Source organism: Rhodanobacter sp. C01, assembly GCF_002001045.1.
GTDB lineage: Bacteria > Pseudomonadota > Gammaproteobacteria > Xanthomonadales > Rhodanobacteraceae > Rhodanobacter.
Map to the genome: position 1 here is coordinate 341,383 of NZ_MUNR01000011.1, position 17,157 is coordinate 358,539.

Annotated in this window: 14 protein-coding genes; all 14 read left to right on the forward strand. The window is 63.6% G+C overall.

What is annotated here, in order from left to right:
• The first annotated feature begins 6 nt into the window (after nt 1–6).
• Nucleotides 7–1,239 (forward strand): FtsX-like permease family protein, encoded by a 1,233-nt coding sequence (locus B0E50_RS10740; RefSeq protein WP_077441184.1) that lies wholly within the window; start codon nt 7–9, stop codon nt 1,237–1,239.
• A gap of 26 nt (nt 1,240–1,265) precedes the next feature.
• On the forward strand, nt 1,266–2,591 hold the full coding sequence (locus tag B0E50_RS10745; RefSeq protein WP_077441185.1) for an ABC transporter permease: 1,326 nt from the start codon (nt 1,266–1,268) through the stop codon (nt 2,589–2,591).
• A 12-nt stretch (nt 2,592–2,603) separates the two neighbouring features.
• The gene (locus B0E50_RS10750) at nt 2,604–3,818 is read left to right on the forward strand and encodes an FtsX-like permease family protein (RefSeq protein WP_077441186.1); all 1,215 of its coding nucleotides are present in this window, start codon (nt 2,604–2,606) and stop codon (nt 3,816–3,818) included.
• A gap of 64 nt (nt 3,819–3,882) precedes the next feature.
• On the forward strand, nt 3,883–5,190 hold the full coding sequence (locus B0E50_RS10755) for an ABC transporter permease (RefSeq protein WP_077441187.1): 1,308 nt from the start codon (nt 3,883–3,885) through the stop codon (nt 5,188–5,190).
• 11 nt (nt 5,191–5,201) lie between these two features.
• Nucleotides 5,202–6,407 (forward strand): FtsX-like permease family protein, encoded by a 1,206-nt coding sequence (locus tag B0E50_RS10760; protein ID WP_077441188.1) that lies wholly within the window; start codon nt 5,202–5,204, stop codon nt 6,405–6,407.
• A gap of 129 nt (nt 6,408–6,536) precedes the next feature.
• On the forward strand, nt 6,537–7,844 hold the full coding sequence (locus tag B0E50_RS10765; RefSeq protein WP_077441189.1) for an ABC transporter permease: 1,308 nt from the start codon (nt 6,537–6,539) through the stop codon (nt 7,842–7,844).
• Between the two features lie 8 nt (nt 7,845–7,852).
• Nucleotides 7,853–9,088 (forward strand): FtsX-like permease family protein, encoded by a 1,236-nt coding sequence (locus B0E50_RS10770; protein WP_174575038.1) that lies wholly within the window; start codon nt 7,853–7,855, stop codon nt 9,086–9,088.
• Nucleotides 9,089–9,178: 90 nt separating this feature from the next.
• Nucleotides 9,179–11,002, forward strand: a complete 1,824-nt coding sequence (locus B0E50_RS10775; RefSeq protein WP_077441191.1) for a DUF885 domain-containing protein — start codon at nt 9,179–9,181, stop codon at nt 11,000–11,002.
• Between the two features lie 147 nt (nt 11,003–11,149).
• Nucleotides 11,150–12,490 (forward strand): sigma-54 dependent transcriptional regulator, encoded by a 1,341-nt coding sequence (locus tag B0E50_RS10780; RefSeq protein WP_077441192.1) that lies wholly within the window; start codon nt 11,150–11,152, stop codon nt 12,488–12,490.
• 136 nt (nt 12,491–12,626) lie between these two features.
• Nucleotides 12,627–12,920 (forward strand): hypothetical protein, encoded by a 294-nt coding sequence (locus tag B0E50_RS10785; protein WP_139350837.1) that lies wholly within the window; start codon nt 12,627–12,629, stop codon nt 12,918–12,920.
• A 31-nt stretch (nt 12,921–12,951) separates the two neighbouring features.
• Complete coding sequence (locus B0E50_RS10790; protein ID WP_077441194.1) at nt 12,952–14,370, forward strand: ATP-binding protein; 1,419 nt, start codon at nt 12,952–12,954, stop codon at nt 14,368–14,370.
• Between the two features lie 49 nt (nt 14,371–14,419).
• Nucleotides 14,420–15,364: an SPFH domain-containing protein gene (locus B0E50_RS10795; RefSeq protein WP_077441367.1), complete on the forward strand. Its 945-nt coding sequence runs from the start codon at nt 14,420–14,422 to the stop codon at nt 15,362–15,364.
• A 10-nt stretch (nt 15,365–15,374) separates the two neighbouring features.
• Nucleotides 15,375–15,821: an NfeD family protein gene (locus B0E50_RS10800; RefSeq protein ID WP_077441368.1), complete on the forward strand. Its 447-nt coding sequence runs from the start codon at nt 15,375–15,377 to the stop codon at nt 15,819–15,821.
• Complete coding sequence (locus B0E50_RS10805; protein ID WP_077441195.1) at nt 15,818–17,098, forward strand: threonine/serine exporter family protein; 1,281 nt, start codon at nt 15,818–15,820, stop codon at nt 17,096–17,098. Before B0E50_RS10800 ends, B0E50_RS10805 begins: the two co-directional genes overlap by 4 nt.
• The last annotated feature ends 59 nt before the right edge of the window (nt 17,099–17,157 follow it).

Here is a 17,157-nt window from a genome sequence, read left to right on the forward strand (position 1 = left end):
CGAGCCATGGACATTCTTCCGATCCTTTCCACGCTGCGCCGACACAAGCTGACTTCCTGGCTGCTGATCCTAGAAATCGCGCTGACCTGCGCCATCGTCTGCAATGCGGTGTTCCTGATCGGCCAGCGCCTGCAGCGCATGGACATGCCAAGTGGCGTGGCCGAACACGAACTACTGCAGATCCAGGTGGCCGATGTGACCTCACCATCCAATCCCTATGCCCGCCTGGCAGAGGATATGGCAGCACTCAGGCAGGTGCCTGGCGTGCTCTCGGTGGCTTCGTCCAACGAAGTGCCGTTTGGCAACTCGTCGTCGAACGGCAATATCCGGCTGGATCCGGCGCAACCCGAACGCACGCTCAACGCCACCACCTACTTCGGTGAAAACCTGGTGCAGACATTGGGTCCGCGGCTGGTGTCCGGGCGCGATCTGCAGTCCGATGACTTTGTCGATGTGGAGGCGGCATTGAAGGGGCTCAGTACAGGTGACAGCAAGAGCCTGCCGCATGTGACCTTGATCACCCAGACTCTGGCCGAACGGCTGTGGCCGGGACAGAACCCGCTGGGCCGCATCATCTATCTCACGCCCACGGTGGGCCTGCGCGTGGTTGGTGTGCTGGACAGCCTGGCGCGGCCCAATGCCTACGACCAGGCCAAGGCGCAATACAGCATGGTCGTGCCGTTGCGCATGGGGGCGGACAAGGATCTGAGCTACCTGATCCGCGCGCGACCGGAAGATCGCGCGAACGTGCTGGCCGCCGCGCTGGTCGCACTGAAGAAAGTCGACCCGCAGCGTGTGGTGACCATGCAGCGCAGCTTCGACGAAGTACGCCGGAAGTTTTTCCAGGACGACCGTGCGATGGCCGGCATGCTGGTCGGGGTGATCGTGGCGCTGCTGATCGTCACCGCACTGGGCATCGTCGGGCTGGCCAGTTTCTGGGTGGCGCAGCGCCGCCGAACTATCGGCGTGCGCCGCGCGCTGGGCGCCACCCGCGGCAACATCCTGCACTACTTCCAGACCGAGAATTTCGTGCTGGCCACGTTCGGTATCGCGCTGGGCATGGTGCTGGCCTACGGCGTCAACCTGTTCCTGATGAGCCACTACGAATTGCCGCGGCTGCCGGGCATCTATTTCCCGGTGGGCGCGGTACTGCTGTGGCTGATCGGCCAGCTCGCCGTACTAGGCCCTGCGCTGCGCGCTGCGGCGGTGCCACCGGTGGTGGCGACAAGGTCAGTGTGATGCATTCCGTGAAGGGAGCTTGATGCATGTTTGCCTATTACCTGGATCTGGCGGTGCGCAGCCTGAAGCGCAACAAGGTGCTTACGGCACTGATGGTGCTTGCCATTGCGGTCGGCATCGGTGCCAGCATGACCACGTTGACGGTGATGCATCTGCTGTCTGGTGATCCGCTGCCGGGCAGGAGCGGTACGTTGTTCTATCCACAGGTGGATGCTGATCCGACCAACGATTACAGCCACGCCGAGCCACTGGACGTGATGGACTATCGCTCGGCAGTGGATCTCTGGAGTGCGCATCGCGCGGATCGGCAGACACTCGTCGTGGATAGCAAGCTCAAGGTGCATGCGCCGGAAGTGAACTTGCCGCCGCTGATGGAGATGATGCTTTCCACTACATCGGATTTCTTCCCGATGTTCGACGTGCCATTTCAGTACGGCAGCGGCTGGAGTGCGGATGACGATGCGAAGCACGCGCGCGTGGCCGTGATCTCGGCCGATCTCAACAACAAATTGTTCGGCGGCACGAACAGTGTGGGACACACGCTTCGCCTGCGCGATACCGACGTGCGCATCGTTGGCGTACTGAAGCCATGGCGACCCTCGCCGCAGTTCTACATGGTGGCGGGCGGACGCTTCGCAAACGGCCAGACGGACGATTTCTATACCAAGCCGGAGGATGTGTTTACGCCCTTCACCAGTGGTCTCGAGATCAACGATGGCAACTTCTGGCAATTCACCTGCTGGCATATGCCTGACACGCCGGGGCATCTGCAGAATGCGCCATGCGTATGGATCAGGCTGTGGGTTGAACTGGGCGGTGCCGCGAAGGTAGCTGACTATCGCAGCTTCCTGGCGGGTTATGCCGCGCAGCAGAAGGCGCTAGGTCGTATCACCCATGCCGACAACACCCGCCTGCGCTCGCTGATGCAATGGCTGGACTTCAATCATGTCGTGCCCAGTGACGTGCACCTGCAAACCTGGTTGGCATTCGCCTTTCTGGCCATCTGTTTGTTCAACACGGTCGGCCTGTTGCTGGCGAAATTTCTTCGTCGCAGCGGTGAGATCGGTGTGCGTCGGGCGCTGGGCGCCAGCCGCAGGGCGGTATTCGCGCAATGTCTGGTCGAAGCTGGCCTGATCGGTCTGCTCGGCGGCATCGGTGGGTGGTTGCTCACGCTGACCGGGCTGTGGCTGGTGCGTCGGCAACCATCCGCGTATGCGGATCTCGCGCATCTGGATGCTCCGATGTTTTTCGCCACGTTCGTGCTGGCCATCATGGTCAGCCTGCTGGCTGGTGCATTGCCGGCGCTGCGAGCGAGTCGCATTGCGCCCGCGCTGCAGTTGAAGACACTGTAAGGGAGCACGAGCATGCAAATTCGCCCCATTCTTGCTGCATTGCGACGCCATCGTCTTGCCACCATGCTGGTTGCGCTGGAAATCGCACTTGCCTGTGCAGTGCTGTGCAACGCCTGCTTCCTGATTGCCAACAGGGTCGCGCTGCTGCACGTGGTGAGCGGCGTGGACGAAACCGCACTGGCAACGGTGCAGTTGACTGGTTATGAGGACAGTCATGCAGTCGATCTGAATGCGCGTGTTCTGGCTGGCCTGCGCAGTATTCCCGGCATGCAGTCGGTTAGCGTGTTGAACTCCATCCCGTTCGGTGCACGCCGAGGTACCGCGGGTATCACGCTGGATATGGCGGGCCAGCACTTTGGCGGGGTGGTCGAGTTCTACGTCGGTGGTCCGGGCAGCATGCAGGCTTTGGGCCTGCATGTGACGTCGGGTCGTGCCCCCCAAGTGGATGATTTTCGGACTTTCGAAGGCCTGATGCCGACCGATGCATCCGTACAGATCACCCGTTCACTCGCTGAGCATTTATGGCCGGGTACCGATCCACTGGGCAAGGACTTCTGGCTGGACAAGTGGCATTACCGCGTGGTGGGCGTCATCGATCATCTGGTCCGGCCAGACCCATCCAACTGGCAGGGAGACAGCAAGGATTGGTCGATCTTCGTGCCGGCACTTCCCGGCAAATACCTCGCCGGCAGTTATCTGTTGCGCGCCGATCCGAAGGACATATCCCGCGTATTGCGCGATGCCCGCACGACCATTGCGAAGATCGCCCCGGATGCCGTATTCGACGAGGAGGGCAGCAAAACTCTGAGTGACCTTCGCACAGACAGTTTTCGCCAGGATCGCGCCATGGTCGGCATGCTGGTGGGGGTGATCATCGCGTTGCTGCTGGTGACGGCACTGGGCATCGTGGGCCTGGTCAGCTTCTGGGTGGCGCAGCGACGCAAGCAGATCGGCATCCGTCGCGCGATTGGCGCCACCCGCGCCGACATCCTGAATTATTTCCAGACCGAGAATTTCCTGATCGTCACATTCGGCATCGTGCTGGGCATGTTGCTGGCGTTCGCGCTGAACCTGCTGTTGATGAAGCACTACGAATTGCCGCGGCTGCCGCTGTATTACCTGCCGATCGGTGCCTTGATCTTGTGGGGACTGGGTCAGCTGGCCGTGCTCGGTCCGGCGCTGCGTGCGGCGGCGGTGCCGCCGGTAGTGGCAACGCGGTCGGTGTGATGTTTGAAATATTGCTCCTCCCGGCGCTTGGGAAGAGCCTGCGCTACAACGCATAGGATCAACCATGTTCGCCTACTATCTCGATCTAGCCCTGCACAGCCTCAGGCGCAACAAGGTGCTCACCACATTGATGGTGCTGGCGCTGGCACTTGGCATAGGCGCCACGATAACCACGCTGACCGTGCTCAAGCTGCTGTCGGGCGATCCGCTGCCGCAGAAGAGCACGCAATTGTTCTATCCGCAGCTCGATCCCTATCCGAAGGACCAGCCTTTCTCGCGCAGCGGAAAAAAGTTGCCGTGGCTCATGAGCTACGTCGATGCCATGAATCTGCTGCATGCCCGCAAGGCGGAGCGGCAGGCGGTGATGGCGATGTCGGAGGTCAAGGTGACGCCGCAGGCACAGGACGGGAAGCCGTTTTATGCACATGGCGTGATGACCACGGCCGACTTCTTTCCGATGTTCGACGCGCCATTCCAGTACGGCGCCGGCTGGGCTTCGGCGGACGATGAAAGCCGTGAGCAGGTAGTGGTAATCGCAGGTTTCCTCAACGACAAGCTGTTCGGAGGAGCGAACAGCGTGGGGCGTACGATCCACATCGACGATCGTGATTTCCGCATCATCGGCGTGCTGCGGCCGTGGGCGCCGCAGCCGCGCTTCTATGCGCTACATCTGAGCGGGCGCAATTACGGCATGGGCGACGCGGTGTTCATGCCCTTGCTCAGCGCGCGCGCCGACGGCATGACGCCGAGCACGGTCATGTCGTACGGGCCGGGGTCCGACATGCAGCATCTGGAGACCGCCCCAAGCATCTGGCTGGGCTTGTGGGTGCAATTGTCCAGTACCGACGAGGCGTCGGCCTATAAGCTGTTCCTGGGCAACTACGCGCAGCAGCAGGTTGCGCTGGGGCGTTTCCAGCTGTCCAGGGTGGCCTTGTCGGACCTCATGTCATGGCTGCACAACGAACAGGTGGTGCCCGATGACGTGCGCCTGCAGGCCGGACTGGCATTCGGCTTCCTGCTGATCTGCGTGGTGAACACGGTGGGCCTCTTGTTGGCCAAGTGCCTGCGCCGCTCGCGCGAGATCGGCGTGCGCCGTGCGTTGGGCGCTTCGCGCGGCGCGATCTTCGCGCAGTTCATGGTCGAGGCCGGCATCGTTGGCGTGGCCGGCGGCGTGCTGGGTCTGGGCTTCGCCGAGCTGGGCTTGTGGGGCATCCGCCACCAGCCCGCGCAGTACGCCAGCCTCGCGCATCTGGACCTGTCGATGTTTCTGTTCACCTTCGTGGTCGCGCTGGTTTCCAGCCTGATCGCCGGCCTGCTGCCCGCGTGGCGCGCCTGCGTGGTCGCGCCCGCTCCTCAACTCAAAGCTGCCTGAGGGGAGTCATCATGGAAATCCGTCCGATACTCGCCAGCCTGCGCAAGCACCGCATCCCGGCCGTTCTGATCGTGCTGGAAATCGCACTGGCCTGCGCCGTACTCTGTAACGCCGTCTTCATGATCGGCCAGCGCATGGCCGACATCCACTGGTCGAATGCGATCGACGAACAGGGCATTTCGGTGGTCACCGTGAATGGGGCCGATCCGAAACTCGCCGCCAGCGAGATACCGCGCAATCTGGCCGCCTTGCGCGGTATCGCCGGCGTCACCGCGGCGGCCGCGGCAACCAGCATGCCGCTGGACCAGAATCCGGCCCTGTCGCCCTTCGTCACCAAGCCGTATGCGACTACCACGGTGAACAGCTCGGTGTATTTCATCGGCGGCGACGGCGAGAAAGCGATGGGGCTGCGCTTGCTGCAAGGTCGATGGTTCAATGCGGACGAATACGCGGGCAGCGGTTTCAAGAATTTCGGTTCCACCGGTCATGTCGCGCTGGTCACGCAGAGCGACGCGAACAGGTTGTGGCCTGGCCAGAGCGCGCTGGGCAAGACCTTGTATACCGACGCCACGGGCTGGACGGTTGTCGGTGTTGTTGCTGATGTACTTGCAGAGGATCCCAAGCTCAGTGGCCCCGGTGGCATGTATTCCAGCGTGTTCTTTCCGTTGCAGCCTGACGGGGTGATGGGCGACTACATGTTGCGCAGCGTGCCGCAGGATCGCGAGCGCGTGGTGCGCGAAGCGGTGCAGGTGCTGGGCAAGCTGCAGCCGGGTGCAGTAGTGGAAGGGACGACCTATGCCGGCATGCGTTCCGACTATTTCGCCGATGCCAACAGCATGGTGTGGATGCTGGTGCTTGTGTGCGTGGTGATGCTGGCGGTGACTGCGTTCGGCATCGTCGGCCTGACCAGCTTCTGGGTGCAGCAGCGGCGGCGACAGATCGGCATACGCCGCGCCGTGGGCGCCACACGCGGACATATCCTCAGCTATTTCCGTACCGAGAATTTTCTGCTCAGCACGGCCGGGGTACTCACGGGCATGGCACTGGCGTTCGGCATCAACCTGTACCTGATGACGCATTACGAGATGAGTCGCATGCCCTGGTATTACCTGCCCGGGAGTGCCATCGCACTTTGGCTGCTCGGTCAGCTTGCCGTGCTCGGCCCGGCACTGCGCGCCGCCGCGGTGCCACCGGTGGTGGCGACGCGATCAGTGTGACGACTGGGGGGTCTGCAGGAGCGCACCCTGTGCGCGATGCTTTGGCGTGTACGTGCAGAAAGTGCATCTTGCACAGGGTGCGCTCCTACAAGGCGGCATGTGATTTCAATCATTGACGGGATACATGGAATGTTCGGTTATTACCTCGATCTGGCTTTGCGCAGCCTGACGCGCAGCAAGGTGCTTACGGCGCTGATGGTGCTCGCGATCGGGCTCGGCATCGGCGCCAGCATGACGATGATCACCGTGCTGCACGTGATGTCGGGCGATCCGTTGCCGGGGCGCAGCAACCAGTTGTATTACCCGCAGCTCGACCCGTTGCCGTTGAAATATCAGCAAAGTGCATACGGCCCGGATCCGCGCTTGAACTTCACCTGGCCCGATGCGATGGCCCTGCTGGCGGCGCATCGCGCCGAGCGGCAGGCAGCGATGGCCGGTGGCGCCTTGCTGGTCCGACCGGCGCAGACGGGATTGCGGCCGTTCTACGTCGATGGTCGCTACGCCACCACCGATTTCTTTGCGATGTTCGGCGTGACGTTCCTGCGCGGCCAGGGCTGGTCGGGGGCGGATGATGATGGACGGGCACGGGTAGTAGTGCTGAGCGAAAAGCTCAGTCGCAAGCTGTTTGGCACGAATGACAGCGTTGGCCGCACGGTGCGCTTCGGTGACGCCGACTTGCGTGTCATCGGCGTCAGCGCCGACTGGCAGCCGCAGCCGATGTTCTATGCGGATGCCTCAGCCAAGGTGTTTGATGATGCCGATCAGTTCTTCCTGCCGTTGTCGACGGCGTTGGACCTGAAGTTCGATACCAACAGCAACCAGTCGAGTTGGTCGTCGTTCGAAGGTGACATGAAAAGCCCGGTACTCACCTGGTTGCAGGTGTGGGTGCAGTTGAAGGATGCAGGGCAGGTTGCTGCATATCGGCAATTCCTGATCGACTACTCGGCGCAACAGAAGGCGCTGGGCCGCTTCGAGCGGCCCCCAACCCAGGCCCGGCTATACGGACTGATGAGCTGGCTGGATCGCCAGAATCTGGTGCCTGCCGACGTCCGTCTGCAGCTGTGGCTGGCGCTGGGTTTCCTGCTTGTTTGCATGATCAACATCGTGGCGCTGCTGCTGGCGAAGTTTCTGCGCCGCAGTGGTGAGGTCAGTGTCCGGCGTGCGCTGGGTGCGCGGCGGCGCGATATCTTCCTGCAGTTCGGCATCGAGTCGGCGGTGATCGGTCTGGCCGGCGGTGTGCTGGGGCTGGTGATTGCCCAGCTGGGGCTGTGGAGCGTGCGGCATCGCCCGGACGACTACGCGCATCTGGCGCAAATGGACGTCTCCATGTTGATCGGCACCTTCGTGCTCGCAGTGCTGGCCAGCGTGCTGGCCGGTCTGTTGCCGGCCTGGCGTGCATGCCGTGTGGCGCCTGCGCTGCAGTTGAAGACCCTCTAGGAATGACCATGCAACTGCGACCGATTCTTTCCAGCCTGAGCCACCACAAGCTCACCGCGTCATTGCTGATGCTGCAGGTGGCACTGACCTGCGCGATCGTCTGCAACGTGGTGTTCATGATCACCAACCGGCTGGAACAGGTCACACTGCCCAGCGGTGTCGACGAAGCCGGGTTGTCGATGCTCAACAGTGAATCCATCGACAAAAATGAAAACAGACTGGCGCGCCACGCCGCCGATCTGGCCGGGTTGCGCGCGATACCTGGCGTCACTGCGGCGGTGGCTGTCGATACGCTGCCGCTGGGGCGAGACGAGTCGTCTTATGGCACCTGCGCCAGCGCCGAGGACCTGGCCAAGGCGATCGCTGCCCGTTCGATGATGCGTGAGGGCCTTTGCGTGCAACCGGCGGTTTATGGCGGTACCCAGGGCGAAGTCGGGGCACTGGGACTGCATCTGATCGCAGGGCGCGATTTCCGCGCCGATGAATATGTGGCCGGCTCGGGCGTGTCCGTGGTGATCCTCAGTCGTGCGCTTGCGGAAAAGCTCTATCCCGGCAAGGCCGCGCTGGGTCAGAGCATCTATGCCGGCGGCGACAAGCCGATCCGTGTCATCGGCATCGTCGATACGTTGTTGCGTCCCCACTTGCGCGCGTCGGAAGTGAACCAGTACGCGATGTTGTTTCCCATGTTGCCGAACGACGGCGAGGTGACGTACCTGTTGCGCAGTGCGCCGCAGGATCGCGAACGCGTACTGCGGATAGCCGCAGAGAAGCTCGAACAGCTCAGTCCCGAACGGATCATTCCAGCAAGCAGCATACGCACCTATACCCAGATGCGTGATGCATACTTCCAGCGCGACACCACCATGATCGGCCTGCTGCTGGCCTCCGGGCTCGGCCTGCTGTTCGTCACGGCCTTGGGCATCACCGGACTGGCCAATTTCTGGGTGCAGCAGCGCCGCCGCAGCATCGGCATCCGCCGCGCGATCGGCGCCACCCGTGGCGATATCCTGCGCTACTTCCAGGCCGAGAACTTCCTGATCGTCACTGCCGGTATCGTGCTGGGCCTGTTACTGGCGGTCATGTTGAATCTGGTGCTGATGAAACACTATGAGCTGCCGCGGCTGCCGCTGTACTACCTGCCGATTGGCGCGCTTGTATTGTGGCTCCTTTGCCAATTGGCCGTGCTCGGCCCGGCGCTGCGCGCGGCGGCAGTGCCGCCGGTGGTGGCGACGCGGTCGGTATAAGTACCATGCAATCTGGCACGGGAAGATGCTTCCCGCGGCAGTCACAATGAACCTTCATGGTCCCATGAATACAATCCGGAGCTGAGCCTGATGAAGACCTTGCCGTTGCTGATCTGTGCGAGCCTGCTGGGCTCGGTGTCGATGGTTTCAATGCTGCAGGCTGCGCCCGCCGCGCAAGCCGCCTCGACGGATGTGGCGACGAGGGTGGCCGCGCTCAATGCGCTGCTGGCCGAACAATGGCAGCACACGCTGCAGAGTTCGCCCGAGTTCGCGACCATTCTCGGCGATCTGCGCTACAACGACCGCTGGAGCGACATGTCGCTGGCGCATGCGGCGGCCGAGCGCAAGGTGGATGCGGATTTCCTAAAGCGCTTCGAGGCGATCGACACCACCGGTTTCTCCGATACCGACAGGCTCAATCAGCAGCTGATGGTGCGCCAGCTCAAGGATGGCCTGAAGAGCTACGACCTGAAGCTGTACGAGATGCCACTGGACCAGATGGCCGGCGTGCATCTGGCGCTAGCCGGCTTCGTCAGCTCGATCCCGTTCGACAACACCAAGGAGTACGAGGATTACCTGGCGCGCCTGAAGGCGGTGCCGAAGGGTTTCGACCAGGTCATCGGCGTGGCCACGCAGGGCATGCGCGACAAGATGATGCCGCCGAAGTACCTGCTGGAGAAAGTGGTCACGCAGATCGGCAGCATCGAGAAGCCGGCCGGCATGGACAGCGTCTTCGCCGAGCCATTGAAACATTTCCCGAAATCGGTGTCTGCGGCGGACCAGAAGCGCCTGCATGACGATATCCTCGCCGCGATCGACCAGGACGTTCGCCCGGCCTATCGCAAGCTGGGCGAGTTCGTGGCAAAGGACTACGCGCCGCAAGGTCGAGCCGAGCCGGGTGTTTGGGATCTGCCCAATGGCGACGCAATCTACCGCTTCGACGTGGAGCAGATGACCACCACCGACGAGACCCCCGAGCAGATCCACGAGCTGGGTCTGGCCGAGGTCAAGCGCATCGAGGGGGAGATGACAAAGATCGCCAAGGCGCAGGGTTATCCCGATCTCGCCAGCTTCCGCGCGGCGCTGAAGAAGGACCCGAAGACCTTCGCCACTTCGCGCGACGACATCCTGAATCGCTACCGCGGCTACCTGGCACAGATGCAGCCGGAGCTGCCCAAGCTGTTTGGTCTGCTGCCCAAGACGAAGGTGGTGGTGATGCCGGTCGAGGCGTTCCGTGAGAAGGAAGCGCCGGCAGCCGAATACCATCAGGGCACCCCGGACGGTTCGCGGCCAGGCCAGATCTTCGTCAATACCGGCGACTACGCGCAGCGCAGTGTGCTGACCATCGAAACGACGGCCTATCACGAAGGAATCCCGGGCCATCACCTGCAGATCTCGATCGCGCAAACGCTGCCGGCGCTGCCGCCGTTCCGCCAGCAGGCCGGTTACACCGCCTACATCGAGGGCTGGGCACTGTATGCCGAACAGTTGGGCAAGGAGATCGGCTTCTACAAGGATCCGCTGTCCTACTACGGTCACCTCAGCGACGAGCTGCTGCGCGCGGATCGCCTGGTGCTCGATACCGGCGTGCACTACAAGCACTGGACGCGCCAGCAGATGGTCGACTTCTTCCACACGCATTCCGGCGAAGACGAGCCGGACGTGCAGGCCGAGACCGATCGCTACATCACCTGGCCCGGTCAGGCGCTGGCCTACAAGACCGGCGAGCTGAAGATCCTCGAGCTGCGCGAGCGCGCCAAGAAGGAACTGGGCGACCAGTTCGACATCCGTGCCTTCCACGACGAGATCCTCGGCGGTGGCGCACTGCCGCTGGACGTGCTGGACAGCCGTGTCAACGACTGGATCACCGCGGTGAAGGCCGGCAAGGCGCCGGCGCACCCGGTCGCGTCATGAGCAGCGCCTCGCTCCGGAACCGTCCGGAGCGGGGCGGCAACATGCCGGGAGTGCCGACGGCGACACGGTCGGCAGGTTGCATAGTCCGCAAGTCATGGCAACCTTTATGGCCGGAGCGGCATCCATGTCCGCATGTGCAGAAGAAAGATGCGAACCGTACTGATCATTGACGACAACCCGGCCGTGGGCGAGGCACTCTCGCTGGCGCTGTCGCTGCACGAAATCCGTCCGCTTACGGCGCTGACGCCTGATGAAGGGCTGGCGCTGCTGCAACGGGAGGCGGTCGACGTGGTGATCCAGGACATGAACTTCACCGCCGACACCACCTCGGGCGAGGAAGGTGTGGCGCTGTTCCGCGCGATCCGCGAGCGACATGCCGATCTGCCGGTGATCCTGCTTACCGCATGGACGCATCTGGAAACCGCGGTGGAACTGGTCAAGGCTGGCGCGGCCGATTATCTGGGTAAGCCGTGGGACGACCACAAGCTCTTGGCCACGGTAGAAAACCTGCTGGAGCTGTCCGAATCCACCCGCGAGGTGACGCGTGGCCGGCGCGAGCGTCGCCAGCGGCGCGAGCAGCTGCAGCAGAAGTATGATCTGGACGGACTGGTGTTCGCTTCCGAGGCGATGGCGCGCACGCTGGAGCTGGCCTGCCAGATCGCCCGCTCGGACGTGCCGGTGCTGATCACCGGCCCGAATGGCACCGGCAAGGAGCGCATCGCGTCGATCGTGCACGCCAACTCGGCGGTGAAGCGCGGCGCGTTCATCGCGGTGAATTGCGGCGCATTGCCGGGCGAACTGATCGAGGCCGAACTGTTTGGCGCCGATGCAGGCGCGTATACCGGCGCGAACAAGGCCCGCGAGGGTCGTTTCGAACTGGCTGACGGAGGCACCCTGTTCCTCGACGAGATCGGCAACCTGCCGCTGCCCGGACAGATGAAGCTGCTGCGGGTGCTGGAGACCGGACAGTTCGAACGGCTCGGTTCGGGCCGCACGCGGCAGGTCAAGGTGCGCGTGCTTTCCGCCACCAATGCCGACCTCAAGGCGATGATCCGCGCAGGTACCTTCCGCGAGGATCTGTACTACCGGCTCAATGTGATCGAGGTGAACCTGCCGTCGCTGGCCGAACGCAGCGACGACATCCTGCCGCTGGCGGAATTCTTCCTGGACGGCCGCGCAGAACTCGGCGATGCCGCACGCGAAGCCTTGCTGGGCTATCCATGGCCGGGCAACGTGCGGGAACTGAAGAACGCGATCGAACGTGCAGCGCTGCTCGCCGGCGATGGTCCGATCACGCCGGAACTGCTCAATCTGCCGCAGCATGTCGCTGCTGGCGCGCGCAACCTCGACGAGCCCAGTCGCGAAGCGGTGGAGATTGCTCTGCACAAGGCCGACGGCGTGGTCAGTCGTGCCGCGCAGAACCTCGGCCTGTCGCGCCAAGCACTGTATCGGCGGATGGAACGCTATGGTCTTGCGGCGCCGGCCTGACGTCGTCGAGCATGCCGCACGCGCTTGCCGTGGTGGTGATGGCGTAGAAAGATGACGATACCTCGACGACGGGAGTGATGGCATGCGATATCGGCGGAGCGTTTTTCTTGCAACGTTGCTGATGGCCGCGACGGCCATGGCACAGACATCCACTCCCGTATCGTCGAGTCAGGGCGAGGAGAGCTGGGCATGGCAGCCGGTGGCTGCCAGTTCAGCCGGTTATCGCGACCAGGCGCCGACGGCGGTGGCCGCGAGTGGGGACCACTTCAAGTTCAAGGACCGTCGACAGGATCAGGACGGCCCGTTGAGCCAGCCACCACCCAGCGCAATGGACAGGACCGCGGTGATGGGCGGCGACCGACCCTGGCTGGACGGCCGGCCACCCGTCGACTGCGTGCGGACACCGATGGACCCCACATGCCGGCATTGATGGGGCGTCGATGCATCATGGAGGATGGCCCATGTGGCGCTGGCTGAATTCGCTGCAGGCGCGGCTCACCATGTTGCTGGCGCTGGCCAGTGTGGCCGGCGCGCTCATCTACGCCGGTGTTACCGAGTGGCCGCTGCCCCAGTTGCTGATATGGATGCAGAAGGAGCTGGAGGTCAAGGACGCAGCGGCCATCACCGCCGCCGTAGCCACAGCGCCTCCTGAAATACATCTGGGCGTCTATGGCACGCTCGGCATCTGCATGGTGATACTCCTGTTGCTGGCGTTCTGGCTGGCGCGCCAGGTCATGGCGCCGGTGAGCCGGCTGCTGCGCGCGCTGGAAGGAGCAGTGGCCAGCTACCGCGATGGCGATTTCAGCTTTTCCATCGGAGTGGACCGGCGCGACGAACTGGGCGAACTGATCCGCATGCACAACGCGCTGGGACAGACCTTGCGTGATCAGCGTCAACATCTGGTGCAGCGCGAGCTGCTGCTGGACACCGTGGTGCAGAACACGCCGGTGGCGCTGGTGCTGACCGATGCGGCCGGCCGTGTCGCCTACTCGAACATTGCCTCGCGGCACCTGTTCAACGAAGGGCGCAGCCTGAACGGCCTGGATTTCGCCGAACTGCTCGCCGATGCGCCCGAAGCACTGCGTCATGCGGTGGAGAGCGGTGAGGATGCCTTGCTCAGCGTGGAGATGGACGGCAGCGAGGAAACCTTCCACCTGTCACAGCGCGCGTTCCGGTTGCAGGGCCGGCCGCACCGGCTGCAGCTGTTCCGGCGCATGACGCGCGAGCTGTCGCGGCAGGAGGTGGCGACATGGAAGCGGGTGATCAGGGTGATCAGTCACGAGCTCAACAACTCGCTGGCGCCGATCACCTCGCTGGCGCATTCCGGTGCGGAGCTGGCCCGGCGCGGGCAGACCGAGCGTCTGCCGGGCGTGTTCGCGACCATCGGCGAACGTGCGCTGCACCTGCATGGCTTCATCGCCGGCTACGCCAGTTTCGCCAAGCTGCCCACGCCGCAGCCGGTGCCCGTGGCATGGGCGCGGTTCCTGGAGGGACTGGCGCTGCATTGCCGCTTTCGGCTGGCCACGCCGGTGCCGACCGAGCCGAGTCATTTCGATGCGACGCAGATCGAGCAGGTGCTGATCAACCTGATCAAGAACGCACACGAATCGGGCGGTGCGGACGACGAGGTCACGCTGTCCATCCTGGATCTTGGCCGCGAGTTGCGCATCGAAGTGGCCGACCGCGGTCCCGGCATGAGCGAAACCGTGCTGGCACAGGCGCTGCTGCCGTTCTATTCGACCAAGCGTTCAGGTACGGGCCTGGGCCTGGCACTGGCACGCGAGATCTCCGAGGCACATGGCGGCCGCATCCTGCTGGCCAACCGCGAAGGTGGCGGTCTGCGGGTAAGCCTGGTGCTGCCGCAGGGAGCGACGAGATAGCGGTTGGCTCGCCTATACTCCAGTCTTCAATGAGGGAATGGAGGAAGTCATGGGACAGTTGCTCGCGCTGGTCATAGTGTTCGTTGTGGTCGTGGGTATCGCCAAGCTGGTGCGCATCGTGCCGCAGGGCTTCGAGTGGACGGTGGAAACCTTCGGCAGGTACACCCGTACGCTCACGCCAGGCCTGCATTTCCTGATTCCGATCTATCAGGCTGTCGGACGCAAGATCAACATGATGGAGCAGGTGCTCGACGTACCCTCGCAGGACGTGATCACCAAGGACAATGCGGTGGTGCGTGTCGACGGCGTGGTGTTCTACCAGGTGCTCGACGCGTCCAAGGCGGCCTACGAGGTATCCAATCTCGAGCAGGCCTCGCTGGCGCTGATCATGACCAATATACGTACCGTGCTTGGTTCGATGGATCTGGATGAATCGCTCAGCCAGCGCGATGCGATCAACGCGAAGTTGCTCAAGGTGGTCGACGAAGCGACCCATCCGTGGGGCGTCAAGGTCAACCGCATCGAGATCAAGGACATCGCACCGCCGCGCGACCTGGTCGATGCGATGGCGCGGCAGATGAAGGCCGAGCGCGAGAAGCGCGCCAACATCCTCGACGCCGAGGGTTTCCGCCAGGCGGCGATCCTCAAGGCCGAGGGCGAGAAGCAGTCGGTGATTCTCGCCGCCGAGGGCGAGAAGGAAGCCGCATTCCGTGCGGCCGAGGCACGCGAGCGTTCGGCCGAGGCCGAGGCCAAGGCGACCACTATGGTTTCCAATGCGATCGCCAGCGGCAACGTCAACGCGTTGAACTACTTCGTCGCCAACAACTACGTCGAGGCCTTGAAGGAAATGGCGAAATCGCCGAACCAGAAGATGCTGCTGCTGCCGATCGAGGCCACCGGCATCCTCGGTTCGCTGGCTGGCATCGCCGAGCTGGCGAAGGAGTCGCTGGGCCAGCAGCAGAAGTCGGTGGCGATCCAGCCGCCACTGCGCTGAGGTGGATGCCATGTGGGAGCTTTCCGTGCATTACCTGTGGTGGATCCTCGCGCTGCTGCTGATTGCGGGCGAGGTGCTCCTGCCGGGCTATTTCCTGTTGTGGATCGGCCTGGCCGCGGCGGCGATGGGCGCAGTGTTGTGGGTCGTGCCATCGCTGGGACTGCTGGCGCAGGCAGTGCTGTTTGCCGTGCTGGCACTGGCCGCCTGCGTGCTGTATGCGCGTCTGCTGCGGCCAAGGCTGGAGCGGCGCGAGCCGGGCAGCGAGCGACTGAACCGGCGTGGCGAGCAGATGATCGGCCAGCGTTACGAACTGGTCGAGCCGATCGTCAACGGCCGCGGCAAGGCTCGTGTCGGTGACGGCCAGTGGCTGGTCAGCGGACCGGACCTGCCGTTGGGCACTACGGTGGAAGTGCTGGCGGTCGACGGCACCACGCTGAAGGTGCGCGCCGCAACATGAGTGCCGGCGATCCGACCGGCACGCAGCTGTTCGCCACCACGGCGTTGAATACCCGCATGGCGTTCCTGCTTGAGCTGGCGCGTCGGCTGCACCAGTACGGCACCTCCGCACCGCGGCTGGAGATGGCGATCGGTCGTGCTGCCAAGCGGATGGGGCTGGTCGCGGATGTGTGGTCCAGTCCCACCGCGATCATCATTTCCTTTGCCGATCTGGCCCAGGGCGAGGAGGGTGTTGCACAGAGCACCCAGGTGATGCGACTGGCGCCCGGCGAGGTGAACCTGGCGAGATTGTGCGAGGCCGATGAAATCGCCGACCGTGCCATTGCCGGTGAACTGGACCTGCGCGAAGGTTTCCATCGGCTGCGTGCACTGGGTCGGCCGGATACGCGCCGCGAAAAGATCGGCCTGATTGCCAGTTACGGACTGTCGGGGGGCAGTATCTCCGCGCTGTTCCTGCACAGCTCGTGGGTCGACGTGGTGGTCGCCGGCGTGATCGGCGTGATCATCGGCGGCATCACCTTGCTGGCGGCCAGCCGACCACGACTGGCGGTGGCCAGCGACGCGATCTGCGCGCTGGTGGCCGCGGCAGTCACGATCGTGGTGAGTGCGTTCGTGGTGCCGTTGGCGATCAAGTCGGTGGTGCTGGCCAGCCTGATCATCCTGGTTCCGGGCATGTCGCTGACCACGGCCGTGCGCGAGATATCCAGCCAGCATCTGGTTTCCGGCATGGCGCGCATGGGTGGCGCCATGGCAACCCTGCTCAAGCTCACCTTCGGCACGCTCGCGGCTACCCAGTTGTGCGCCGCACTGGGCATCCATGCGCGCGACTTCGCGCTGCCGGCACTGCCGGCATGGACCGATTACCCGGCCCTGCTGGTGGCGGCGATCGCGTTCGCGATCCTGTTCCGAGCGGCCCGGCGCGACTGGCCGGTGGTGATCGTGGCGGTGATCGTGGGTTATCTGGCCACGCGCTGGGGGGGCGAGATTTCGGGTTCGCTGCCTGCAGCGCCGTTTGGCGTGTTCCTTGGCGGATTGTTGCTCAGCGCATTCGCCAATATGTATGCGAGGTATGCGCAGCGGCCGGGTGCGGTGGTGCGCGAACCGGGCATCCTGTTGCTGGTGCCGGGCAGTGTCGGTTTTCGCAGCATGTCTTTCCTGCTCGAACGCGATACGTCGCTGGGCATGGATACCGGACTGCTGCTACTGACCTTGCTGGTAGCACTGGTTGGTGGACTGATGTTTGGCGAATTGCTGGTTTCCCCGCGTCGCTCACTCTGAGGCGGATAATGGAGCATCGGAAATAGGAGAGCATCGAGAGAGGCGACCGCCCGAGTCTG